The organism is Cupriavidus pauculus (assembly GCF_002858765.1).
Classification (GTDB): domain Bacteria; phylum Pseudomonadota; class Gammaproteobacteria; order Burkholderiales; family Burkholderiaceae; genus Cupriavidus; species Cupriavidus pauculus_B.
This window is the reverse complement of record NZ_PJRP01000006.1, coordinates 176,603-198,790: the sequence shown is the minus strand read 5'-3', so window position 1 is coordinate 198,790 and position 22,188 is coordinate 176,603. Positions and strand designations below refer to the sequence as shown.

Here is a 22,188-nt window from a genome sequence, read left to right as displayed (position 1 = left end):
GTCTGGTTTACATCGACTGCCGCACGCGCTAAGGTCAATCGGACCGCCGCCAAGGGACGAACCGTCATGCCGATCGACCGCCGCACCTTTCTGGGGATGTCCGCCGGGCTGGCCGCACTGCCGGCCGGGCCTGCGCTGGCCGCCGCCGCGCAGGCCGCCACCGTGGAAGCGCCGATGCGCCGCAGGGTGCCGGGCACGGGCGAGCAGTTGCCGGTGATCGGCATGGGCACGGCCGACACCTTCAACGTTGGCCGGGGCACCGACGATCGCGCGGCGCTGACCGAAGTCCTGGCCGCGCTGCTGCAGCGCATTCCGAAGGCCGTGATCGACACCGCGCCCAGCTACGGCAGCGCCGAGGCCGTGACCGGCGACCTGCTGCAGGACGCCGGTGCGCGCGGCAAGGTGTTCGTGGCCACCAAGATTTCCACCAGTGCCGTCAACGCCATGGCGCAGTTCACGCGGTCGCGCGCCGAACTGCATTCGGACAGTGTCGACCTGCTGCAGGTGCACAACCTGATCGACTGGCGCGACAACCTGAAGCTGCTGCGGCAGTGGAAGGAACAGGGCAAGGCGCGCTATATCGGCATCACCCACTACCGCGACGACGCCCACGAGGAACTGGCGAAAATCCTGCGCAGCGAGAAGCTCGACTTCCTGCAGGTGAACTATTCGCTGGGCGAGCGCAACGCCGAAAAGACGCTGTTGCCGCTGTGCGAGGAGCGTGGCGTGGCCGTGCTGGTCAACCGCCCGTTCCAGGACGGTCGGCTGTTCTCGGCGGTACGCGGCAAGCCGGTGCCCGACTGGGCCGGCGAGGTGGACTGCACGTCGTGGGCGCAACTGTTCCTGAAGTTCATCGTCAGCCATCCCGCCGTGACGACTGCCATTCCGGCCACGTCCAAGCCGAAGAACATGGCCGACAACCTGGGCGCGGCGTTCGGGCGCATGCCCGACACTCGCGAACGCGCGCGCATCGCCGCGGCGCTGGCCTGATCCACCGACGCCCGGCCCCGATCGGCGCATGCAGACACCCGACCCACTCCGCAATACCGAATCCGACGACCCGCCGCAGGGCACCCTGCTGGGCCTGCGCGCCGGCGAACGCGCCGCCGTGGTGGCCGGCTTCGTGTTCTTCTTCTGCCTGTTCGCCAGCTACTTCATGCTGCGGCCCGTACGCGAGACGATGGGCATCGCGGGCGGCGTGCAGAACCTGCAATGGCTGTTCACTGCCACCTTCGTGGTGATGCTCGTGGCCATCCCGTTCTACGGCGCCTGCTGCAAGTGGCTGCCCCGCCGGCGCTTTGTGCCCTGGGTCTATGCGTTCTTCATCGCCAACCTGCTGGCGTTTGCCGGGGTCACGCGCGCCCTGCCGAACAGCGTCTGGCTGGCGCGCGTGTTCTACGTGTGGCTGTCGGTGTTCAACCTGTTCGTGGTCTCGGTGGCCTGGAGCCTGATGGCCGACGTGTTCCGCCCCGAGCAGGCGCGACGGCTGTTCGCGCTGATCGCGGCGGGCGCCAGTGCCGGCGGCCTGGCCGGGCCGGTCATGGGCGGCTGGCTGGTGGGCCGCATCGGCCTGACCGGGCTGATGCTGCTGTCGGCGGCGCTGCTGGCCGCCACCCTGCCCGTGGTGGGCTACCTGTTCGCATGGCGGCGCAGGCTGGGGGCCGGCATGGCCGATGGCACGGCCCCGGGCGGGCCAGCGGCACAGGACCCTGCCCAGCCGGTCGGCGGCGGGCTGTGGGCCGGGTTGTCGATGGTCCTGCGCTCGCGCTACCTGCTTGGCATCAGCCTGTTCGTGATCCTGCTGGCCACGTCGAGCACGTTCCTGTATTTCGAGCAGGCCCGCCTGGTGGCCGCGGCCTTTCCCACGCGGGCGCAGCAGACGCAGGTATTCAGCGCGCTCGATGCCACGGTGCAGGCGCTGACCATCCTCGTGCAGATTTTCTTCTCCGGCCGGCTGGCGCGGCGCTACGGCGTGACGGCGCTGCTGACGGCGGTGCCGCTGGCCGTGACCGGCGGCTTCCTGCTGCTGGCGATGTGGCCCACGTTCGGCGTGCTGGCCGCCGCGATGATCGTGCGCCGCGTGGGCGAATACGCCATGCTGCGGCCAGGCCGCGAAATGCTGTTTACGGTGGTCGACCCCGAGACCAAGTACAAGGCCAAGAACGTGATCGACACCGCGATCTACCGCGCTGGCGACGCGGTCAGCGCATGGGTGCGCACCGCCATCGACGCGTTGTCCGGACATCCCGCCACCGTGGCGCTGGCCGGTGCCGCGCTGGCCATCGGCTGGGCGTGGCTCGGGCTGTGGCTTGGACGCCGGCACGAAGGCCAGCTGACGGTTGCGGAAGCCGGGCCGGCGCAGCCGGTGCTGGCCCGCCCGGCGAAGGAGAGCCGATGACAGCCGCTCGACAAGGCCAGCCGATAATCGCGCGCCGGTCTGGCCCCATCGCGCCGATGCCCGTATAGTTCTTGCCGTGTTGGCGGCACATGCCGCCCTACCCCATTTGCACAGGAGTTGCCTCATGAAGACCAAAGCCGCCATCGCCTGGAAAGCCGGCGCCCCGCTCACCGTCGAAGAGGTGGATCTCGACGGCCCGCGCGCCGGTGAAGTCCTCGTTGAAATCAAGGCCACCGGCATCTGCCATACCGACTACTACACGCTGTCCGGCGCCGACCCCGAAGGCATCTTCCCGGCCATCCTGGGCCACGAGGGCGCGGGCATCGTCACCGACGTGGGCCCGGGCGTGACCTCGCTGAAGCCGGGCGATCACGTGATCCCCCTCTACACGCCGGAATGCCGCCAGTGCAAGTTCTGCCTGTCGCGCAAGACCAACCTGTGCCAGGCCATCCGCTCGACCCAGGGCAAGGGCCTGATGCCCGACGGCACGTCGCGCTTCTCGATCGACGGCAAGCCGATCTTCCACTACATGGGCACGTCGACGTTCGCCAACCACATCGTGGTGCCGGAAATCGCACTGGCCAAGATCCGCCCGGACGCACCGTTCGACAAGGTCTGCTACATCGGCTGCGGCGTGACCACGGGCGTGGGCGCCGTGCTGTTCACGGCCAAGGTGGAAGCCGGCGCCAACGTGGTGGTGTTTGGCCTGGGCGGCATCGGCCTGAACGTGATCCAGGCGGCCAAGATGGTGGGCGCCGACAAGATCATCGGCGTGGACCTGAACCCCGGCCGCGAAGCCATGGCGCGCAAGTTCGGCATGACCCATTTCATCAACCCGAAGGACGTCGAGAACGTGGTGGACGCCATCGTGCAGCTGACCGATGGCGGCGCCGACTACTCGTTCGAGTGCATCGGCAACACGCAGGTCATGCGCCAGGCGCTGGAGTGCTGCCACAAGGGCTGGGGCAAGTCGATCATCATCGGCGTGGCCGAGGCCGGCGCGGAGATCTCGACGCGTCCGTTCCAGCTGGTGACGGGCCGCGAGTGGAAGGGTTCGGCATTCGGCGGCGCACGTGGCCGCACCGACGTGCCCAAGATCGTCGACTGGTACATGGAAGGCAAGCTGAACATCGACGACCTGATCACGCATACGCTGCCGCTCGACCGCATCAACGAAGGCTTCGACCTGATGAAGCGCGGCGAGTCGATCCGCTCGGTCGTCCTGTACTGAGGCAACGGCCCATGGAACTGCTGTCAGAACACGGCTGCCACGGCGGCGTCCAACGCTTCTACCAGCACCAGTCGGCGGCCATCGGGCTGCCGATGCGGTTCTCGGTCTTCCTGCCGCCGCAGGCGCTGGTCGCCAACGCGAAGCCGCTGCCCACGCTGTTCTACCTCGCTGGCCTGACCTGCACCGAGGAAACCTTCATGATCAAGGCCGGCGCCCAGCAGTACGCGGCGCAGCACGGCCTGATCCTGGTGGCGCCCGACACCAGCCCGCGCGGCGCGCATGTGCCGGGCGAAGCCGATGCCTGGGACTTCGGCGTCGGCGCCGGCTTCTATGTCGATGCCATCGAGGCGCCGTGGCGCATGCACTGGCGCATGGAAAGCTACGTGGCGGACGAACTGTTCCACCTGGTCACCAGCGAACTGCCGGCCGACGCCGCGCGCGTCGGCATCTTCGGCCATTCGATGGGTGGGCATGGCGCGCTGGTGCTGGCGCAACGCTATCCGCAGCGCTTCCGCTCGGTCTCGGCGTTCGCGCCGATTGCCGCGCCGTCGCAGTGTCCGTGGGGCGTCAAGGCATTCACCGGTTACCTGGGCGAGGACCGCAGCCGCTGGGCCCAGCACGACGCCAGCGCGCTGATGGCCGCGCAGGCGTCGGCCCCCTTCCCCACCGGCATCCTGGTGGATCAGGGCCTGGCCGACAAATTCCTGGCGGAACAGCTCTACCCCGAAGCGTTGGAGGCGGCCTGCGCCAAGGTCGGCCAGCCGCTGACGCTACGCCGGCACGCGGGCTACGACCACGGCTACTACTTCATCTCGACCTTCATGGCCGACCATATCCGGCATCACGCGGAACGGCTGTGAGTACGGCCAGCGCCGGCTCAGCCGGCGCTGCAGTGCTCGAGTTGGTGGTGTTGGCGGGGCCTACTTCAGTCCAGCCAGGAATGCCTCCGCCGTCTGCAGGCATTCCTCGTAGTCCATCCAGAATTCCCTTCGATAGATCCGCGAAAACTGTTCCTTCATCAGCTCCGGCCGCACGCGGAGCCTGTGGATGAACGCGTCCGCATGCTTCAGCAGGAAGGGTGCGGCGCCTTCCAATGCCAACGGATCGGCTTCGATCACCACGGCGAAGTCGAAAAGATCCCGTGCCGTGCCGCTGTACCCACGGTGGTACAGCTTCTTTGCGATGATTTCCCCCGCGGTTTCGACACGCACCTCGTGCCCCATGATGTCCCAGATTTCGTAGGGCGCATCGGTCAGGTTCGTGGCCGCCACGACATCGATCTCGCCAGCGGGAAGCTTCAGCTTTATGTAGTTGGCCTGCTCGACATAGTCCTCGGTAATCGATTCCGCTGCCGGACTCAGCCTGGGATTCATGTATCCAAGGTACTGGGGATCCGGCACGAACAAATCGATGTCCATCGACAAGCGGTGCTGATAGCGAAGCATCAGCACCGTGCCGCCCCCAAACGTCCAGAATGGCTCGACACCGCCATGGACGCGAACCTCATTCATCAGCGTGAATGCGTGGGGAAACAGCGACTCCCACGTCTCGCCCGTCAACGCCTGGACCCTCAGTCCCATAGTCCGTCTCTCGTGGCAGTGGTGATGCGGGCAAGCGTACGTACGTTTTTCCAGATTTCGGCGGGCTTGCAATGGTGCTTGCGCGCGACCTCTGCTACCGCCTTGACGACGAGCTGCAGAGGCGCTTCATCCAGTACCTGCGCGACATGGGCCAGATAGCCTGTCGGCACCGTTCCCGTACTGAGCGCCTGTTCGAGCAGCTCCGTGGTGAATTCTCCCGAGTAGCTGACATTGGCACCGTGGGCAGCCATCCATAGCGCACGCTCTGGTTTGCCGCCCGCCAACCGGTCAGTCGAGGGATCGGCGATCGCGATGGACAGCCCCAGGATATCGAGCAACCGCAACAGGCTGTCCAGGGTCACGTTTACGGTGCCACGCTCGATTCCATTGAGCGACTGGCGCGACAGGCCCGCCATGGCCGCCAGTTGCTGCTGGGTCAGGCCCAATTCCTTGCGCTTGAGTTGAATTGGAAGCATCAACGATTGTTGGTTCATAAGGGGGCAACTAGCTAGTTTTGTCAAGTATAGTTGACAATTCAGACGTAGCAAGCGCTTCATTCTGCGCATATGTTGGCAGGCGTATGATTTGCGTTCCGCCCCAGAGCCGTATATCCATGACCCCCTACCGCCCCCACCCCATCGTCATGCTCACCGCCCGGCAGCTGTCCGAGGCGATCCACGCGAAGCAGGTATCGAGCCGTGAAGTCATGGCGGCCTATCTGGCGCACATCGCGGCCGTGAATCCGGCGTGCAACGCCATCGTGGCGCAGCAGGACGAGGCCGCGCTGATGCAGGCCGCGCAGGCTGCCGACGATGCGCTGGCGCGGGGGGAGTCGAAAGGCTGGATGCACGGCATGCCGCAGGCGCCGAAAGATCTGGCGATGACGCGCGGTATCCGTACGACGTACGGCTCGCCGATCTTCCGGGACAACGTGCCGGCCAGCGATTCGGTCATCGTCGAGCGCATGCGCCAGGCCGGGGCGATCCTGATCGGCAAGACCAACACGCCGGAGTTCGGGCTTGGCTCGCACACGTTCAATCCGGTCTATGGCGCCACGCGCAATCCGTACGATCCCACGCGGTCGGCGGGCGGCAGCAGTGGCGGCGCCGCCGCAGCGCTGGCGCTGCGCATGCTGCCCGTGGCCGATGGCAGCGACTTCGGCGGATCGCTGCGCAATCCGGCCGCGTACTGCAACGTCTTCGGTTTCCGGCCATCGGCGGGCCGCGTGCCTTATGGCCCGGCGCCCGAGCTGTTCCTGCCGCAACTGGGCTGCGAGGGCCCGATGGCACGCAACGTCGCGGATCTGGCGCTGCTGCTGGCCACCCAGTCCGGCCCGGACGCCCGCACGCCGCAGGCGCTGCCGCAGGACCCCACGCTGGCCATGCTGACACCGCAAAACGTGGGCAACGCGCTCGACGCGGACCTGTCGGGCAAGCGCGTGGCGTGGCTGGGCGATTGGGGCGGATACCTGCCGATGGAAGACGGCATCCTGTCTTTGTGCGAACAGGCGCTGCGCTTCTTCCCCGATTTCGGCGTGGCCGTGGAGGCCATCCAGCCGCCCTATCCGCCCGAGAAAATCTGGCAGACCTGGCTCGTGCATCGTCACTTCCTGACGGGCAATGCGCGGCTGGCGCTCTACAACAACCCGTCGACGCGCGCGCAGCTGAAGCCCGAGGCGATCTGGGAAATCGAGGGCTCGCTCGACCTCAAGGCCAGCGACCTCTACGCCGCCAGCACGCAGCGCAGTGCCTGGTATCAGGCCCTGCTGCGCACGTTCGAGACGTTCGACTACATCGCCGTGCCTACCGCGCAGGTGTTTCCGTTCGATGTCGCGCAGCATTGGCCCAAGACCATCGCCGGGCGGCAGATGGACACCTATCACCGCTGGATGGAAGTGGTGGTGGCGTGGACGCTGTCGGGTTGCCCGGTGATCAGCGTACCGGTGGGGTTCAATGCGGAAGGCTTGCCGATGGGCATGCAGCTGATTGGCCGTCCGCGCGACGACCTGAGCGTGCTGCGCCTGGCAGCGGCGTACGAGCGCGCCCGCGATTGGGTCAACGACCGGCTGCCGCCGGCGATTGACGGTTGAGGATAGAGCGCCTCAGGCCACGCGCCGCAATTGCCGTGCCGACGCACCGAACAGCGGCGCGGCACGGTCGGCGGCCAGCTTGATACGGTCGGCCAGCGCGCCGCTGCCGACCTGATAGCCGTCGAAATCGCCCGTCGACGCGTACACGCCAATCGGCAACGTCAGCGCCTGCAGGAAGCTGAACAGCGGCCGCAGCTGGTGCTCCAGCACCAGCGCGTGGCGGTCGCTGCCGCCGGTGGCCGCCAGCAGCACCGGCTTGTCGACCAGGGCATCCATGCCCACCAGGTCGAACAGATGCTTGAAATGCCCGGGGAACGAACCGCGATACACGGGCGCCGCGGCAATCAGCAGATCGGCCGATTCGATGGCCGCGACCTGCGCCTCGATCTCCGCCGGCAGTTCCTGGCGCGTCAGCGCGGCACCCAGCGGGCGGGCGATCTCGCTCAGATCAACGATCTGCGTGTCGAGCACTAGCCGCTGCTCCAGTTCGGCCAGCAGCGCCTGGATCAGTACCAGCGTGCGCGACGGTTGATGGGCGCTGCCATTGACGGCGACAACTTTCAGCGGCGTGGACACAATCTTTCTCCGGGGGCGAAAAGGCATGCCTCGTACCTTAGCGCCGTCGTCCGACGATGCGAACGAACCAATTCAAATATGCATAGATGCGAAAACGGCAGCCCGGGCGTGAACCCGGGCTGCCGTTTCGCTTGTTGCAGCAATGCCGTCCGCTTATTGCGCAAATTGCGCGAAGCGGCTTAGAACGACGGCACCATGGCGCCCTTGAACTGGGTCTTCATGAACTGGCGCACTTCTTCAGACTGGTACGCGGCCACCAGCTTCTTCACCCACGGCTTGTCCTTGTCCTGCGTGCGGACCACGATGATGTTCGCGTACGGGCTGTGGATGTCTTCCAGCGCGATGGCGTTCCCGGTCGGCTGCAGGCCGGCGGCCAGCGCGTAGTTCGTGTTGATCACGGCGGCGGCCACGTCGGGCAGCGCGCGGGCCAGCTGGGCGGCGTCCAGTTCCACGATCTTCAGCTTCTTCGGGTTCTCGGCGATGTCCAGCGGCGTGGCGTTCACACCATTCGTGCCGACGCCCGGCTTCAGCTTGATCGCACCCTGGGCGGCCAGCAGCAGCAGCGCACGGTTTTCATTCGAGGGGTCGTTGGGCACGGCCACCTTGGCGCCTTGCGGCAGGTCCTTCGGCGACTTCAGGTTCTTGGAATAGATGCCCAGCGGCGAAATGTACGTGTAACCCACGCTGACCATCTTGTAGCCGCGCTGCTTGATCTGGCTGTCCAGATACGGCTGGTGCTGGAAGCTGTTGGCGTCAAGGTCGCCGGCATCGAGTGCGGCATTCGGCTGCACGTAGTCGTTGAATTCCACGACCTTCACGTTCAGGCCGTTCTTCTTCGCCACTTTCTGCACCACTTGCCACACTTCGGCGTCCGGGCCGCTCACGGTGCCCACACGAACCGTCTGTTCCTGCGCCACCGCGTTGCCGGCAGCCACCATGCCCAATGCCACGGTAGCGGCAGCCAGGGTCTTCGTGATCGAGAGCATCTTCATAGGTATTGTTATCCTGGGAATCGAGGAGCGGCCGCACCGGGTAGGCGCGGCCGAGGCGCAAGCTTACCTCAATGCGCTTCCGGTTGATGCTCTGCCTTTTCGCCAGCTTCCTTGACCACCGGACGGCTCGCGATGGCCGGCGCGTTCTGCCAGCCGCCGCCAAGCGCCAGGAAGAGATTGACCTGATCCATGGCCACCTGTGCGTCCGATGCAGCCAGTGCGGCGTCGGTGTTGGCCAGCGTACGGTCGGCATCCAGGCTCTGCAAGTATGGCGACCGGCCGGCCTGCCACAGCACCCGGTTCTGACGCGCGGCCTCGTCGGCCTTGTCACGCGCCGCGCGCAACGACGCGTTGCGCTCCAGTTCATGCGTATAGGCGGACAACGCCGTCTGCGTCTCGCGCAGCGCCTTCAGCACCACCCCGTCGAAATGCGCCAGCGCGCCCTCGGCCCCAAACTCGGTGTTGTGGATGCGCGCACGCGTGCCGCTCGTCGGAATCGTCCACGAGAGCGCCGGACCCCAGCCCCAGTGCGCGGTCGGCGCCTGGCCCAGGTGATCGAGAATACCGGTGAAGCCGGCCGATGCGCCAATGCGGATCTGCGGGAACAGGTCGGCCGTGGCCACGCCGATCTTGGCCGTGGCGGACGCCAGTTCGCGCTCGGCCTGCCGCACATCGGGACGACGCTTGAGCAGCGCCGTGCCGTCGCCCACGGGCAGCGACTGTTTCAGCGCGGGCACGTGTTCGCAGGCCACGCTCTGCACATCGAGCGCCATCGGTGGCTTGCCCAGCATCACGGCCAGACGGTACGCCGCGCCCTCCTGCTCGGCACGATACTTCGGCAGCGCCGAACGTAACGTATCGGCCTGGGCCTGGGCGCGCAGCAGGTCGGTGGGCTGGCCACGACCGGCATCGACCAGCTTCTGCGCCAGCTGGACGCCGCGCTCCTGCAGGTCCAGCTGGTGCTGGGCCACGTGCAATTCGTGCGTGGCCGTGCAGCCCTGCACGTAGGCGCGCACCGTCTCGGCCACCACGCCCACGCGGGCCTGGTCGAGCGCGGCATGGCTGGCCTGGGCGGTCGCCAGCGCGGCTTCGTCGGCGCGCTTGAGCTTGCCCCAGAAGTCGATCAGGTACGACACCTGGAACCCGATGTCCCCGAAGTTCATCACCGGGATCTTTTCTTCGTGCAGCAGCGGCTCGCCGGCAATCTGGCCGCGCTCGGCGCTGGCCTTGAATTTGGCTTCGGGCAGATTCTCGGCTTCCACCTCGTGGTAGACCGCGATCGACCGCTTGAGATTGGCCGCGGCCACGCGCAGGTCGGTATTGGCGACGAGCGCCTGCTGCACGAGGTCGTCGATATGCGGATCGTCGTACAGGCGCCACCAGTCGTTCGGCACGTCGGCGATGGACACGGCGTCGCTGTCGCTGTGGGCGAACGGGCCGTTGGCCGCCGCAGACTTCACGGCGGCGTCGTCGGGCACCTTGTGGTCGGGGCCGACGGTCATGCAGGCGGCCAGCGCCAGCGGCAACATCGCCGCCAGCGTGGCACGGGCAAAGCGTTTCACTGCAGCACTCCGGTTGTGGACGCGCCCTTGCCGGCCAGCGCGACCTTGTCATGCGAGGCACTCTTGTCAGCCGCCGCCGGCGTGGCAGGCTTGTCGTTCGACTGGCCATCCGCCTTCACGGACACCGTGGCGGTACGGCCCGCCACCAGGCGCACGTCCTCGGGCATCTGGTCGAACTGGATGCGCACCGGCACGCGCTGGGCCAGGCGCACCCAGTTGAACGTGGGGTTCACGTTCGGCAGCAGGTTCGATCCGTTGGTGCGGTCGCGATCCTCGATACCGGCCGCGATGCTCTGCACGTGACCCTGCAGCACGCGCTTCTCGCCCATGATGCGGATGTCGACCGTGCTGCCGATATGGATGCCCTGCAGCTTGGTTTCCTCGAAATACCCTTCCACGTGGAACGAGTTCGAGTCCACCATCGACAGCACCGGCTTGCCGGTCACCACGTAGTCGCCCAGGCGCGGCAGGCGGTCGTTCACGTAGCCTTCCACCGGACTCTGCACCTTCGTGCGCTCCAGGTTCAGCTTCGCCACGCCGATGGCCGCATCGGCCTGGGCCAGCTGGGCTTCGCCCTGCTGCACCTTGGCCAGGCCTTCTTCGATGATTTCCTTCGACACCACGTCAGACAGCTTCTGGCTGCGCGATGCCTCGCGGCGTGCCTGGCCCAGGTTGGCGCGCACGGCCGCGGCGGTGGCTTCGGCCTGGCGCAGCGCCAGCGCATAGCGTTCGTGGTCGATCTCGAACAGGACGTCGCCCGCCTTCACGTGCTGGTTGTCCTTGACGGCGATGCGCGTGACCAGCCCCGAAACGTCAGGCGCCACCTGCACCACGTCGGCACGGATGTGCCCGTCGCGGGTCCACGGGGCCACCGTGTAGTAGTCCCACAGGTGTTTGACAACGACCGCGCCAACGGCGGTGACGGCCAGCGTCAACACCACCGGCCCGAGCGAAGAGAGTCTGAGTTTCATGATTGCAGCCACGGCACCATGGCAACCACCCCACCGAGGATGATCGCGTACAGCGCCAGATTGAAGAGGGATCGGTGCCACACGAGCCGGTAGAAGCCCACGCGCGACAACACCGCGCGTGCGGCACTCGTGATGAGAAAGGCCGCGAGCATCCACACCAGCAGGCTGGGGATGAACACGCCGTAGATACTGATTTCACCGGGCATCATGCTTTTCCGGAAACGGTTGCCGGCAGCGCCGGCGGAAACAGGGCCACCTGCATGTCGACCAGCGCGGCCAGTGCCACGCGCGAGCGCACCTTGTCCTGCGCGTTGGCCAGGCGCGTGCGCAGCGCGGCGGGCGGCGCATCGGCGGCGCCATCGAGCCGCGCCTTGTAGTAGGTGGAAATACTGCGCAGCACGCGCCGCACGGCATGTTGTTCGTCGGCCGGCATATCGGCCATCTCGCGCTGCAGGGCCAGGGCGGTCAGTTCCACGCGCACCTCGCTGAAGCCATCGGTCGAGACTTCGCTGTCGCTCGCGGCCAGCCGCGGCACCAACTGCGCCAGGCGGTCCAGCATGCGGGCGCGCAGCACCGTATGCGAATCGGGATGCTTGCCCAGCGCGTTATCGGCAATATCGCTCCAGCCGGCCCGCACCAGCCGGCGCGTGGCGGCCCGGGTGCCGAACGGCCGCACCACCAGCGTCCACACCAGCGCGAACGCGATACCCGCGATGCCGGCCACGTTGCTGTTGAAGAACGACTGGAAGTTGGCGCTGTACGCACCCTGGATACCGATGTCGTTGGCCGTGACCACCGCCAGCGGCATGCCGATCATCGCCAGGCGCGGCTGCGCCACCAGCAGGCCGATGATCAGGTACGGCACGGCAAACATCAGCACCAGCATCTCGAAGTCATGCGCGATGGGCAGCACCGCAAACAGCATCACCAGCGAGATCAGCAGGCAGACCACGTTCCAGTTGAAGAACGAGCGGATCATCGGCGCGGGCTCGTCCAGCGCGGCAAAGAAGCAGCAGGAGATCGCACCCAGCGCCACCGCGCCCGCCCCGTCAGCCCAGCCGGTGTGGATCCACACCATGCCCATCGCATAGATCGCCATGGCCACGGTCACGACCGAAAACAGCAGCATGCCGTGATCGTAGTGGCGCGCACGGCCCACTTCCCAGCGCAGGAATTCGGGCACCCACTGGCCTTCGATATGCTTTTCACCCAGGCGGCGGCACAGCGTGACGCAGTCGTGCCACAGCGCCAGCATCTGCTGGAGCCGGTCTTCCGCTGCCGTCACCAGCGCGGCGTCCCAGCCCGCCTGCACCGGCGATGCCGCAAGCACCGGACGCGCATCGGGGGCGGCCCCAGCCTGGATCCAGTCCTTCACGGCCTGCATCTGCGCGGCCAGCGGCGCGGGCAAGCCACCCGAGGCCTGCAGCGATTCGACGATCGTCGCAAACGACGCCATCACCGGCAGCAGCATCGTCATGCGGCCGCGCAGTTCGCGCGCGGCACGCACCCGGGCGGCGCTCTCGGCGTCGTAGCTCAATTGGCTGATCAGTTGGTCCAGCGCCAGGATATCGGCGGCCAGCCGATGGCGGCTGTGATGGCGCGATACCGAGGCGCCAGGCGCCGGCGACAGCATGTCCGATGCCCACAGCGTGGCATCGGACATCCATTGGCGAGATTTGTCGCGCAGCACGTTGGCCACGCTGGCCGGCATGATGACGGCGCCCACCACGGCGGCGCACAGGATGCCCAGGCAGATTTCCTCGGAACGGGCCACGGCAAGGTCGAAGATGCCAACTGGATTGTCGACCGAGGGCAGCGCCACCAGCGGGAGCGTGTAGGCGGCCAGCATGAACACGTAGCTGCGCGGTGTGCGATGCATCAGCGCCACGTAGAGCAGGCACGCCACCCAGATGGCAACGGCGCCCATCAGCAACGGCGGCGAATTCACCAGCGGCGGCACCATGGCAATGCCGGCAGCGGCGCCAAGCAGCGTGCCAAGCACGCGATACAGCGCCTTGGAGCGCGTGGCCCCCGTGAGCGGGTGCGCCACGATATAGACGGAGCCCATCGCCCAGTACGGACGGGGCAGTCCCAGGTACATCGCTATGTAGAGCGCCAGCATCGCGGCGATAAACGCCTTGAACGAGAACACCCAGTCCCTGGCGGACGGCCAACTCATCATGACGCTCAGGACTCCTGCTTGCCCGATGCCGAAGCGGCCGCCGCGGCGCGCGACAGCGCGTCGAGCACCCGTAGCGCAGCGGCCATGTCGGCTTCGCTGACATCGGCAAACACCTCGGCACGCAGTTGCTTGAGTTCCACTTCGATGCGCTCGGCCATGCGCTCGCCGGTATCGGTCAGCGACAGCACATTGGCGCGCCGGTCGCTGGGATCCACCTCGCGGCGCACCAGTTCGGCCGCGCAAAGCTGGTCTACCAGCCGCACCAGCGTGGCACCTTCGACGCCCACGTAGTCGGCCAGCGTTACCTGGCGTACGCCGCCGCCAAGGCGACGGATAAACAGCAAAGGCGCGGCGGCCGCGGCGGAGATGCCGTGGGCGGTAACAGCGGCCTGGCTGATCTGTCGCCATTGTCGACCGGACAGCATCAGCTGGCCGGTGAAGGCGAATCGGAGGGCATCGATCTGTGGCATGGGTCGAATGATAGACGTGAATTAATTAGAATGCAAATGATTTCTTTGCGAACTAGTTCATGGCAAGCGGCTCATGCGACATAGGCGCCGGCGACTCAGCGCCCGCCCCGTCCGGCGACGCCGACCTTTGAATTCAGCCAATGAGACGCATCGCCAGCCGCCCCGGCCCATCGGCCAACACGCACACGCGTGCCGGGTTCACGCTGATCGAGTTGCTGGTGGTGCTGGCCATCATGGCCGCATTGATGACACTGGTCGTACCGCGCTACGCGACCCAGACCGACCGCGCCGAGGAAGTGGTCCTGCGGCACAACCTGCTGACAATGCGTGAAGCCATCGACCGGTTCCACGCCGACCATGGCGACTATCCGCCATCGCTGGAAGCACTGGTGGCGCAGTCGTATCTGCGCCAGATTCCGGTGGACCCGATCCTGCGCAGTACCACGGCGTGGCGGTTCGTCTCCCCGCCGATGTCGGACGGCACTGCCTATGACCGGCAGGCACCCGAAGGCGTTTTCGATGTGCGAAGTACCGCCCCTGGCCAGACCCGCGATGGCACGCCGTTCGAGGATCTCTAGCGCCGCGCGCCGGCGCGGCTTTGCGCTGGTGCTGTGTCTGGTCGCCGTGGCGGTGACGGGCATCTACCTGATGAAGGTTGGCGATGTCTGGCGGATGCGCGCCCAGCGCGAGCGGGAAATTACGCTGCATCACGTGGGCCGCGAGATTCAGGTGGCGATCCGGCGCTATGTCGAGAACGGCGACGGCAGCTATCCGCGCACGCTCGACGACCTGGTGGAGGACCTGCGCGGCAGCCAGCCGCGTCGATGGCTGCGCCGCGCATGGCGCGACCCCATGACCGGCGGAGACTGGCAGTACCTGCCAGCGCCTGGCGACGGCTTCCTGGGCGTGCACAGCCTGTCGACCCTTCGGCCGCTCAGGCAGGGCAACTTCGCTGTGGAAGAAGCCGCCTTTGCCCAGGCCGGCAGCTATGCGGACTGGCGCTTCGCGTACTGGCCCGGACAGCCCGACCAGGACTGAAGGGCCGCGCCGTCATCGTGGCGCCACCCTGCCGTCATCGCGCAGTCAGCCCGCCGCGACCACCGCGCCGGCCGTCGCCCGCAGGTTCTCCAGCATGTCGTCGACCATCTCCTGCAAGCCGTATTGCGGCTGCCAGCCCCAGTCCTGCCGCGCGGCGCTGTCATCGATCGAGTCGGGCCAGCCCTGTGCGATGGCCTGCCGGTAATCGGCTTCGTAGCGGATCTCGAAGCCCGGTTCGCGCTTGCGGATCGCCGCGGCAATCTCGGCCGGCGTGAAGCTCATGCCGGCCAGGTTATAGCTGCCGCGCTCGCGCACCGCGTCGCGCGGGGCGTCCATCAGCTCCAGCGTGGCGCGGATGGCGTCGGGCATGTACATCATCGGCAGACGCTCGTCGGCGTTCAGAAAGCAGGTATAGGGCTCGCCGCGCACCGCGTAGTGGAAGATGTCGACCGCATAGTCGGTGGTGCCGCCGCCGGGTGGGGTCTTGTGCGAGATCAGGCCCGGATAGCGCAGGCTGCGCACATCCACGCCGTGGTTCTCGAAGTACCAGCGGCACCAGCCCTCGCCGGCCTGCTTGGAGATGCCATAGACCGTGGTGGGCTCCATGACGGTCTTCTGCGGGGTATCCACGCGCGGCGTGGTGGGCCCGAACGCGGCAATCGAACTGGGCCAGAACACGCGCTGGATGCCATGATGGCGCGCGGCTTCCAGCACGTTCAGCAAGCCCGTCATGTTCAGGTTCCAGGCCCATTGCGGCGCCTTCTCGCCCGTGGCGGACAAGGCCGCCGCCAGCAGGTAGATCTGGTTGATGCCATGCCGCTCGATCACCGTGGTCAGCTCGCCCCGGTCGGTGACATTGAGCATTTCATGGGCGATGTGCACGTGGCGCCCGGTGGGCACCACGTCGGACGTCACCACCTGCTCGCGGCCATAGCGCTCGGCCAGCGCCAGCGCCAGTTCCGAGCCCAGTTGCCCGTTGGCGCCGATGATCAGGATCTTCGGCACGGCGTTGTGTACTGCGTCAGTCATGGAATCAGTCCCAGCTCGCGCCCGGCCTGGGCGAACGCGTCCAGTGCGGGACGCAACGTGCTTTCATCGTGGATCGCGCTCATCTGCACGCGGATGCGCGCCTGGCCCTTCGGCACCACGGGATAGAAGAAGCCCACCACGTAGACGCCCAGTTCCAGCAGGCGGTCGGCCAGCTTCTGCGCTTTTTCAGCGTCGTACACCATGATCGGCACGATCGGATGGTCGCCGGGCTTGATGTCGTAGCCAAGCTTCACGATGCCGTCGCGGAAGAACTTCGTGTTCTGCTCCAGGCGGTCGCGCAGTTCGGTGCTGGCTTCCAGCAGGTCCAGCACGGCGATGCTGCCGCCCACGATGGCCGGCGCCACCGTATTCGAGAACAGGTATGGCCGCGATCGCTGACGCAGCAGTTCGACCACTTCCTTGCGGGCAGCGGTGAAGCCGCCCGATGCCCCGCCCAGCGCCTTGCCTAGCGTGCCGGTGATGATGTCGATCTTGCCGAACACGCCGCGCGCCTCGTGCGTGCCGCGGCCGCGCTTGCCCATGAAGCCGGTGGCATGGCATTCGTCGATGCCCAGCAGCGCGCCGTGGTCGTCGCAGATCTTGCGGATCTCGTCCAGGCGCGCCACGGTGCCGTCCATCGAGAACACGCCGTCGCTGAATACCAGCTTGAAGCGTGCGCCCTCGACGTCGGCCTGCTCCAACTGCGCGCGCAGGTCGTCCAGGTCGTTGTGCTTGTAGCGGTAGCGGCGCGCCTTCGACAGGCGGATGCCATCGATGATCGACGCATGGTTCAGTTCGTCGCTGATTACGGCGTCTTCGGGGCCCAGCAGGGTTTCAAACAACCCGCCGTTGGCATCGAAGGCCGAGCCGTAGAGGATGGTGTCTTCGGTGCCCAGAAAGCTGGCCAGCCTGGCTTCCAGTTCCTTGTGCACGTCCTGCGTGCCGCAGATGAAGCGCACCGACGACATCCCGTAGCCATGCGTGCGCAACGCGGCGTGGGCGGCTTCCATCACCTTCGGGTGCGACGACAGTCCAAGATAGTTGTTGGCACACAGGTTGATGACCTCGCGCCCGTCCGCCGTGCGGATGGTGGCGCCCTGCGGCGTGGCGATGATGCGCTCGCGCTTGTACAGCCCCGCGTCGCGGATGGCATCGACTTCGGCGCGGATCGATGCATAAAAAGCCTCGGCACTCGACATGGCCAGACTCCCAATGGTAGTGTCTCGGATCGTTCGATCGATAAATCGAACGTGTTCTATATATCGAACGTGTTGTGTACTATAACGAACAGATGTCGATGACGCAACCCTCATCCGTCAAGCCGCCTGCGGCCGTCGATGGCCCGCCGGCGGTGGGCAGCGCCCTGCAGGCGCTGCGGCAAAGCCAGCAGTTGTCGCTGGACGACCTGTCGCGTCGCGCCGGTGTCTCCAAGTCTATGCTGTCGCAGATCGAACGGAACCTGGCCAATCCCACCGTGGCGGTGCTGTGGCGGCTGGCCAATGCGCTAGGTGTGAGCCTGACGGACTTTCTGGCGCAGGGGTCGGAATCCGCCTCGGCGCCTGCCGTGACGGTGGTTCAGGCGCACGCGGTGCCGGCGCTGAAAAGCCCGGACGGGCGCTGCGAACTGCGCATCCTGGGGCCGATCGACCTGGCCGGGCGCTTTGAATGGTATGAATTGACGATCCAGCCGGGGGGCGTGCTGGCGTCCGAGCCGCACGAGGCGGGTACGCAAGAGCACTTGTCGGTGCTTGGCGGGGCCATGACCGTGCGGTCAGCGGGCGATGAAAAGAAACTGAAGCATGGCGAAACCGCGCGCTACGGCGCGGATGTGACCCATGCGATTGCCAATCCGGGCAAGAGCGTGGCGACGGCGCTGCTGGTCGTCGTGCATCCGGGCTAAGGGACGGGAGCTGCCAGGGCTGCCGCGGCCACCGCGGTCATCCAGGCCGCCCGGCCACGCCCGCCGACCTCAACCCGTCGCCCTGCCGCACCCTCTCAATCCTCTTCCTTCATCCGCTCGCTGGCCAGCAGGTTGCGCTTGGTTTCGAGGATGTGTTCCTCCAGCAGTTTCGCCACCGCCTCCGCATCGCGCGCCTTGCACGCTTCCAGAATGCGGTAGTGGTCGGCCTGCGGCCCTTCCTTGCCGGTGGCCAGCGACATCTGCTCGTGCGTGTAGCGGTCTGTATTGAGACAGAACTCCTCGATCAGCCGGCGCAGCTTGCGGTTGTTGGCCGGCGCGCACAGCGCCAGGTGAAAGCGCCTGTTGTATTCGGCCCACTCCACCAGCGATTCCGACTGCGAGTACGCGTCGAGGATTTCCTGCATCTGCTGGAAATCCTGCTGGACCATGTTCGGCACGCCCAGCCGCGCCGCATGGCATTCCAGCGCCACGCGGATATCCAGCAGCTCGCAGATCTGCGTCACATCCATGCCTGACACCACCGCGCCACGGTTGCGCTGGTAGGTCACCAATCCCTCCGTTTCAAGCTGGCGCAGCGCCTCGCGCACCGGAATCCGGCTCGCATTGAAGCGCTCGGCCAGTGCGTCCTGGCGCAACTGGGCACCGGCCGGCAGCGTGCCTTTCAGGATGTCGAAGCGAAGCTGGTCGCGAATGATCTGGGGTAAACCCTTGGTAGGGGCGCTTGCGCGGCCCGTTTGCGTGGACATGGGAAGTGCTGGAGATCGGTGTGCGATTCGAGTGAGGTCCCTATTGTGCCTGAATATTTGCGCTGCTATATTGGATCCAATTTAGTAAACCACATATCCAATAGCCTAACAGTCGTATATGTCTGCAAACAATCTCTATCCAAAAGCCATTAACGAAACCGTTCTGTCGTACGCGCCGGACAGTGCCGAACGCCAAGCCCTGACCGCCGAACTGGCCGTCCAGCAGGCCCGCGTCCAGGAGATTCCCGCTGTGGTCGGCGGCGAGCGCATTGCCAGCGGCAACACCACCGACGTCTGCGCCCCGCACGCCCACGCGCAACGCCTGGGCCGCATCCACAACGCCGATCAGGCAACCATCGATGCCGCCATCGGCGCCGCGGTCTCGGCGCAGCGCGACTGGAGCCAGGCCTCGCTGGCCGACCGTTCGGCTGTCTTCCTCAAGGCGGCCGACCTGCTGGCCGGCCCGTGGCGCGCAAAGCTGAACGCGGCGACCATGCTCGGCCAGGGCAAGACCGCCTACCAGGCCGAAATCGACGCAGCTTGCGAACTGATCGACTTCCTGCGCTTCAACGTGCAGTTCGCGCACGAACTGGCCGCCGGCCAGCCGATTTCGTCGCCGGGCCTGCGCAACCACCTCGAGTACCGCCCGCTGGAAGGCTTCGTCTATGCCGTGACACCGTTCAACTTCACGGCCATCGGCGGCAACCTGGCCATCGCGCCGGCGCTGATGGGCAACACGGTGCTGTGGAAGCCGGCCGCCACGGCGTCGCTGTCGAACTACCTGTTCATGGAGCTGCTGGAGGCCGCCGGCCTGCCCAAGGGCGTCATCAACTTCGTGCCCGGCGACCCGGTGGCGGTCAGCAACGCGGTGCTGGCGCGTCCGGAGCTGGCCGGCATCCACTTCACCGGCTCGACTGCCGTGTTCGACACGCTGTGGGGCGAGGTAGGCCGCAACGTGTTGCGCTATCGCGGCTATCCGCGCCTGGTTGGCGAAACGGGCGGCAAGGACTTTGTGCTGGCGCATCCGTCCGCCGACGCGGACACGCTGGCCGTGGCGCTGCTGCGCGGCGCCTTTGAATACCAGGGCCAGAAATGCAGCGCCGCGTCGCGCGCCTACGTCCCCGCTTCGCTGTGGCCCAAGGTGCGCGAGCGCCTGGTGGCCATGGTCGAGACCATCCGCATGGGCGATGTGACCGACTTCACCAACTTCATGGGTGCCGTGATCGACCGTCGCGCCTTCGACCGCATCGCCGGACACCTGCAACGTGCCGCGCAGGACAGCGCCGTGAAGGTGGTAACGGGTGGCCGCGCCGACGACAGCGTGGGCTACTTCATCGACCCCACCGTGCTCGAAGTGGACAACCCGCGCCACACGCTGATGGAAACCGAGCTGTTCGGCCCGGTGCTGAGCGTCTACGTCTACGCCGACAGGCAGTGGCCCGAAGTGCTGGCACTGGTGGACGGCACCAGCCCGTACGCGCTGACCGGCGCCGTCTTTGCCACAGACCGCGCCGCCATCGCACAGGCGTCCGACGCCCTGCGCTTTGCCGCCGGCAACTTCTACATCAACGACAAGCCCACGGGCGCCGTGGTGGGCCAGCAGCCGTTTGGCGGCGCGCGCCGCAGCGGCACCAATGACAAGGCCGGGTCGCCGCTGAACCTGCTGCGCTGGGTGTCGCCGCGCACGGTCAAGGAGACGTTCGTGCCGCCGGCCGACTACCGCTACCCGCACATGGCGGCCTGAGACCGCCCGCCTGACTGATTTCGAGCCACACCACCACGGAGATAAGAAGATGAAGCGAGCCACCCTGCTGTCCGCCGCCCTGGCGTGCAGCCTGTCCGCCTTTGCCGGCGCCGCCAGCGCGGCCATTTCGGGCGATGTCGTCAAGATCGGCGTGATGACCGACCTGTCCGGCGTCTATCTGGACTACGCCGGCAAGGGGTCCGTCGAAGCCGCCAGGATGGCCATCGAGGACTTTGGCAACGGCCTGCCCGGCAAGAAGATCGAACTGGTCACCGCCGACCACCAGAACAAGGCCGACATCGGCAGCGCCCGCGCGCGCGAGTGGATCGACCGTGACGGCGTGGACACCATCGTCGACCTGCCCAATTCGTCGGTTGCGCTGGCCGTATCGCGCATCGCCTCGGAAAAGAAGCGCATTTCGCTGATCACGGGCGGCGCCAACCTGCGCCACACGAACGAGGAATGCTCGCCGTACATCGTGCACTACGTGTACGACACGTACGCGCTGGCCAACGTGGCCGGCAAGGCCATGGTCACGCAGGGCCTGAAGAGCTGGTACTTCCTGACCGCCGACTACGCGTTCGGCGCGTCGCTGGAAACCGCCACCGCCGACGTGGTGAAGGCGTCGGGCGGCAGCGTGGTGGGGCAGATCAAGCATCCGCTGAACGCATCGGACTTCTCGTCGTTCGTGCTGCAGGCCCAGGCGTCCAAGGCCCAGGTCGTGGCGCTGGCCAATGGCGGCGGCGACACCATCAACGCGATCAAGGCGGCCAACGACTTCGGCCTGCCCAAGAACCAGACGCTGGTGGGCCTGCTGATGACGATTAGCGACGTGCACAGCCTGGGCCTGAAGCTGACGCAGGGCATGAAGATGACCGACGCGTGGTACTGGGACCTGAATCCGCAGACGCGCGACTTCGGCACCCGCTTCTTCGCCCGGATGAAGCGCATGCCGAACATGGTCCACGCCGGCACCTATTCGGCCGTGCTGCAGTACCTGAAGGCCGTGCAGGCCACAGGCAGCGACGATTCGGACACCGTGATGGCTGCGCTGAAGAAGGCGAAGATCAACGACGCCTTTGCCAAGAATGGCTACATCCGCGCCGACGGCCGCATGATGCATGACATGTACCTGATGGAAGTGAAGAAGCCCGCGGACTCGAAGTCGCCGTGGGACTACCTGAAGCTCGTGGCCACCGTGCCGGCCGACGAAGCCTTCCAGCCGCTGTCGCAATCGCGCTGCCCGCTCATCAAGAAGTAAACCCACGGTTTCTTCTCCCCTCTCCCGCTGGCGGTAGAGGGGAGAAAACCCACGTCCCTATCTCCCGAACGAATGACTACCAACGTACTGGAAGTCCGCAACCTGACCAAGTCCTTCAAGGGCTTCACGGCGGTCAGCGGTGTGGACCTGCAGGTGCGTCGCGGCTCGATCCATGCCTTGATCGGACCGAACGGCGCGGGCAAGACCACTTGCTTCAACCTGCTCACCAAATTCCTGGAGCCCACCACGGGCACCATCCTTTTCAACGGCATCGACATCACGCGCGAGAAGCCCGCCCAGATTGCGCGGCGCGGCGTGATCCGCTCGTTCCAGATTTCCGCCGTGTTCCCGCACCTGACCGTGCGCGAGAACGTGCGCATCGGCCTGCAGCGCCAGCT

At 66.5% G+C, this 22,188-nt stretch carries 23 protein-coding genes; 11 read left to right on the top strand and 12 right to left on the bottom strand.

The window, feature by feature from the left end; all coding sequences use genetic code 11:
* The first annotated feature begins 66 nt into the window (after window positions 1-66).
* From CYJ10_RS15180 to fghA, 4 genes are all read left to right on the top strand, one after another.
* On the top strand, window positions 67-990 hold the full coding sequence (locus tag CYJ10_RS15180) for an aldo/keto reductase (RefSeq protein ID WP_101682308.1): 924 nt from the start codon (window positions 67-69) through the stop codon (window positions 988-990).
* A 28-nt stretch (window positions 991-1,018) separates the two neighbouring features.
* Window positions 1,019-2,398, top strand: a complete 1,380-nt coding sequence (locus CYJ10_RS15175) for an NTP/NDP exchange transporter (RefSeq protein ID WP_257993345.1) — start codon at window positions 1,019-1,021, stop codon at window positions 2,396-2,398.
* 124 nt (window positions 2,399-2,522) lie between these two features.
* On the top strand, window positions 2,523-3,629 hold the full coding sequence (locus tag CYJ10_RS15170; RefSeq protein ID WP_101682307.1) for an S-(hydroxymethyl)glutathione dehydrogenase/class III alcohol dehydrogenase: 1,107 nt from the start codon (window positions 2,523-2,525) through the stop codon (window positions 3,627-3,629).
* Window positions 3,630-3,640: 11 nt separating this feature from the next.
* Window positions 3,641-4,489: an S-formylglutathione hydrolase gene (gene fghA, locus CYJ10_RS15165; RefSeq protein WP_101682306.1), complete on the top strand. Its 849-nt coding sequence runs from the start codon at window positions 3,641-3,643 to the stop codon at window positions 4,487-4,489.
* Window positions 4,490-4,549: 60 nt separating this feature from the next.
* Here fghA and CYJ10_RS15160 read toward each other — a convergent pair whose 3' ends face one another.
* Together CYJ10_RS15160 and CYJ10_RS15155 are read right to left on the bottom strand one after the other, a co-directional pair.
* A complete protein-coding gene (locus CYJ10_RS15160; RefSeq protein WP_101682305.1) occupies window positions 4,550-5,209 on the bottom strand; it encodes a nucleotidyl transferase AbiEii/AbiGii toxin family protein in 660 nt (219 codons plus the stop codon).
* Window positions 5,200-5,703: a helix-turn-helix transcriptional regulator gene (locus CYJ10_RS15155; protein WP_101682304.1), complete on the bottom strand. Its 504-nt coding sequence runs from the start codon at window positions 5,701-5,703 to the stop codon at window positions 5,200-5,202. The genes CYJ10_RS15160 and CYJ10_RS15155 overlap by 10 nt, the downstream gene beginning before the upstream one ends.
* Window positions 5,704-5,822: 119 nt before the next feature.
* On the opposite strand from CYJ10_RS15155, the gene CYJ10_RS15150 reads away from it, so the two are divergent.
* Window positions 5,823-7,298, top strand: a complete 1,476-nt coding sequence (locus tag CYJ10_RS15150; RefSeq protein ID WP_101682303.1) for an amidase — start codon at window positions 5,823-5,825, stop codon at window positions 7,296-7,298.
* Window positions 7,299-7,310: 12 nt separating this feature from the next.
* On the opposite strand, the gene msuE is transcribed toward CYJ10_RS15150, so the two are convergent.
* The 7 genes from msuE to CYJ10_RS15115 all read right to left on the bottom strand — a co-directional run bounded on the left by msuE (window position 7,311) and on the right by CYJ10_RS15115 (window position 14,051).
* Window positions 7,311-7,874 (bottom strand): FMN reductase, encoded by a 564-nt coding sequence (gene msuE, locus CYJ10_RS15145; RefSeq protein ID WP_101682302.1) that lies wholly within the window; start codon window positions 7,872-7,874, stop codon window positions 7,311-7,313.
* Between the two features lie 179 nt (window positions 7,875-8,053).
* The gene (locus tag CYJ10_RS15140) at window positions 8,054-8,812 is read right to left on the bottom strand and encodes a MetQ/NlpA family ABC transporter substrate-binding protein (RefSeq protein WP_257993357.1); all 759 of its coding nucleotides are present in this window, start codon (window positions 8,810-8,812) and stop codon (window positions 8,054-8,056) included.
* Window positions 8,813-8,934: 122 nt separating this feature from the next.
* Window positions 8,935-10,428, bottom strand: a complete 1,494-nt coding sequence (locus tag CYJ10_RS15135) for an efflux transporter outer membrane subunit (protein WP_101682300.1) — start codon at window positions 10,426-10,428, stop codon at window positions 8,935-8,937.
* Window positions 10,425-11,399 (bottom strand): efflux RND transporter periplasmic adaptor subunit, encoded by a 975-nt coding sequence (locus CYJ10_RS15130; RefSeq protein ID WP_180862941.1) that lies wholly within the window; start codon window positions 11,397-11,399, stop codon window positions 10,425-10,427. The genes CYJ10_RS15135 and CYJ10_RS15130 overlap by 4 nt, the downstream gene beginning before the upstream one ends.
* Window positions 11,396-11,605, bottom strand: coding sequence for a DUF1656 domain-containing protein (locus CYJ10_RS15125; RefSeq protein WP_066740578.1), 210 nt, complete (start codon window positions 11,603-11,605; stop codon window positions 11,396-11,398). The genes CYJ10_RS15130 and CYJ10_RS15125 overlap by 4 nt, the downstream gene beginning before the upstream one ends.
* Window positions 11,605-13,581: an FUSC family protein gene (locus CYJ10_RS15120; protein WP_101682299.1), complete on the bottom strand. Its 1,977-nt coding sequence runs from the start codon at window positions 13,579-13,581 to the stop codon at window positions 11,605-11,607. The genes CYJ10_RS15125 and CYJ10_RS15120 overlap by 1 nt, the downstream gene beginning before the upstream one ends.
* Before the next feature lie 5 nt (window positions 13,582-13,586).
* Window positions 13,587-14,051, bottom strand: a complete 465-nt coding sequence (locus CYJ10_RS15115) for a MarR family winged helix-turn-helix transcriptional regulator (protein ID WP_101682298.1) — start codon at window positions 14,049-14,051, stop codon at window positions 13,587-13,589.
* 140 nt (window positions 14,052-14,191) lie between these two features.
* Between CYJ10_RS15115 and CYJ10_RS15110 the strand changes: the two genes are divergently transcribed.
* Window positions 14,192-14,629 carry a type II secretion system protein gene (locus CYJ10_RS15110; protein WP_101682297.1) on the top strand — a complete coding sequence of 146 codons (438 nt, stop codon included), beginning with the start codon at window positions 14,192-14,194 and terminating at the stop codon, window positions 14,627-14,629.
* On the top strand, window positions 14,604-15,089 hold the full coding sequence (locus CYJ10_RS15105) for a type II secretion system protein (RefSeq protein ID WP_101682296.1): 486 nt from the start codon (window positions 14,604-14,606) through the stop codon (window positions 15,087-15,089). Before CYJ10_RS15110 ends, CYJ10_RS15105 begins: the two co-directional genes overlap by 26 nt.
* A 45-nt stretch (window positions 15,090-15,134) precedes the next feature.
* Here the strand turns inward: CYJ10_RS15105 and CYJ10_RS15100 are convergent, their stop codons facing one another.
* Window positions 15,135-16,118, bottom strand: a complete 984-nt coding sequence (locus CYJ10_RS15100) for an NAD-dependent epimerase/dehydratase family protein (RefSeq protein WP_101682295.1) — start codon at window positions 16,116-16,118, stop codon at window positions 15,135-15,137.
* Entirely contained in the window at window positions 16,115-17,317 is a 1,203-nt protein-coding gene (kbl, locus tag CYJ10_RS15095) for a glycine C-acetyltransferase (RefSeq protein WP_101682294.1), read from the bottom strand. The genes CYJ10_RS15100 and kbl overlap by 4 nt, the downstream gene beginning before the upstream one ends.
* A 98-nt stretch (window positions 17,318-17,415) precedes the next feature.
* Here kbl and CYJ10_RS15090 point away from each other — a divergent pair, with 98 nt between their 5' ends.
* On the top strand, window positions 17,416-18,018 hold the full coding sequence (locus tag CYJ10_RS15090; protein ID WP_101682456.1) for a helix-turn-helix domain-containing protein: 603 nt from the start codon (window positions 17,416-17,418) through the stop codon (window positions 18,016-18,018).
* Window positions 18,019-18,113: 95 nt separating this feature from the next.
* On the opposite strand, the gene CYJ10_RS15085 is transcribed toward CYJ10_RS15090, so the two are convergent.
* Complete coding sequence (locus CYJ10_RS15085; RefSeq protein ID WP_101682293.1) at window positions 18,114-18,785, bottom strand: GntR family transcriptional regulator; 672 nt, start codon at window positions 18,783-18,785, stop codon at window positions 18,114-18,116.
* A 118-nt stretch (window positions 18,786-18,903) separates the two neighbouring features.
* Here CYJ10_RS15085 and pruA point away from each other — a divergent pair, with 118 nt between their 5' ends.
* The 3 genes from pruA to CYJ10_RS15070 form a co-directional block, all read left to right on the top strand.
* A complete protein-coding gene (gene pruA / locus CYJ10_RS15080) occupies window positions 18,904-20,529 on the top strand; it encodes an L-glutamate gamma-semialdehyde dehydrogenase (protein ID WP_101682292.1) in 1,626 nt (541 codons plus the stop codon).
* 49 nt (window positions 20,530-20,578) lie between these two features.
* Window positions 20,579-21,790, top strand: a complete 1,212-nt coding sequence (locus tag CYJ10_RS15075) for an ABC transporter substrate-binding protein (protein WP_101682291.1) — start codon at window positions 20,579-20,581, stop codon at window positions 21,788-21,790.
* Between the two features lie 72 nt (window positions 21,791-21,862).
* The coding region (locus CYJ10_RS15070) for an ATP-binding cassette domain-containing protein (RefSeq protein ID WP_146002049.1) at window positions 21,863-22,188 on the top strand (326 nt) is incomplete at its 3' end.

Bases quoted from the DNA above. Each gene is read 5' to 3' on its own strand.
- CYJ10_RS15155 (WP_101682304.1), bottom strand. From the start codon at position 5,703: ATGAACCAACAATCGTTGATGCTTCCAATTCAACTCAAGCGCAAGGAA.
- pruA (WP_101682292.1), top strand. From the start codon at position 18,904: ATGTCTGCAAACAATCTCTATCCAAAAGCCATTAACGAAACCGTTCTG.
- CYJ10_RS15085 (WP_101682293.1), bottom strand. From the start codon at position 18,785: ATGTCCACGCAAACGGGCCGCGCAAGCGCCCCTACCAAGGGTTTACCC.
- CYJ10_RS15170 (WP_101682307.1), top strand. From the start codon at position 2,523: ATGAAGACCAAAGCCGCCATCGCCTGGAAAGCCGGCGCCCCGCTCACC.
- CYJ10_RS15105 (WP_101682296.1), top strand. From the start codon at position 14,604: ATGGCACGCCGTTCGAGGATCTCTAGCGCCGCGCGCCGGCGCGGCTTT.
- CYJ10_RS15110 (WP_101682297.1), top strand. From the start codon at position 14,192: ATGAGACGCATCGCCAGCCGCCCCGGCCCATCGGCCAACACGCACACG.
- CYJ10_RS15090 (WP_101682456.1), top strand. From the start codon at position 17,416: ATGACGCAACCCTCATCCGTCAAGCCGCCTGCGGCCGTCGATGGCCCG.
- CYJ10_RS15160 (WP_101682305.1), bottom strand. From the start codon at position 5,209: ATGGGACTGAGGGTCCAGGCGTTGACGGGCGAGACGTGGGAGTCGCTG.
- CYJ10_RS15125 (WP_066740578.1), bottom strand. From the start codon at position 11,605: ATGCCCGGTGAAATCAGTATCTACGGCGTGTTCATCCCCAGCCTGCTG.
- CYJ10_RS15140 (WP_257993357.1), bottom strand. From the start codon at position 8,812: ATGGTGGCTGCCGGCAACGCGGTGGCGCAGGAACAGACGGTTCGTGTG.
- CYJ10_RS15115 (WP_101682298.1), bottom strand. From the start codon at position 14,051: ATGCCACAGATCGATGCCCTCCGATTCGCCTTCACCGGCCAGCTGATG.
- CYJ10_RS15100 (WP_101682295.1), bottom strand. From the start codon at position 16,118: ATGACTGACGCAGTACACAACGCCGTGCCGAAGATCCTGATCATCGGC.
- CYJ10_RS15075 (WP_101682291.1), top strand. From the start codon at position 20,579: ATGAAGCGAGCCACCCTGCTGTCCGCCGCCCTGGCGTGCAGCCTGTCC.
- CYJ10_RS15180 (WP_101682308.1), top strand. From the start codon at position 67: ATGCCGATCGACCGCCGCACCTTTCTGGGGATGTCCGCCGGGCTGGCC.
- CYJ10_RS15175 (WP_257993345.1), top strand. From the start codon at position 1,019: ATGCAGACACCCGACCCACTCCGCAATACCGAATCCGACGACCCGCCG.
- CYJ10_RS15150 (WP_101682303.1), top strand. From the start codon at position 5,823: ATGACCCCCTACCGCCCCCACCCCATCGTCATGCTCACCGCCCGGCAG.
- fghA (WP_101682306.1), top strand. From the start codon at position 3,641: ATGGAACTGCTGTCAGAACACGGCTGCCACGGCGGCGTCCAACGCTTC.
- CYJ10_RS15120 (WP_101682299.1), bottom strand. From the start codon at position 13,581: ATGATGAGTTGGCCGTCCGCCAGGGACTGGGTGTTCTCGTTCAAGGCG.
- CYJ10_RS15130 (WP_180862941.1), bottom strand. From the start codon at position 11,399: ATGAAACTCAGACTCTCTTCGCTCGGGCCGGTGGTGTTGACGCTGGCC.
- kbl (WP_101682294.1), bottom strand. From the start codon at position 17,317: ATGTCGAGTGCCGAGGCTTTTTATGCATCGATCCGCGCCGAAGTCGAT.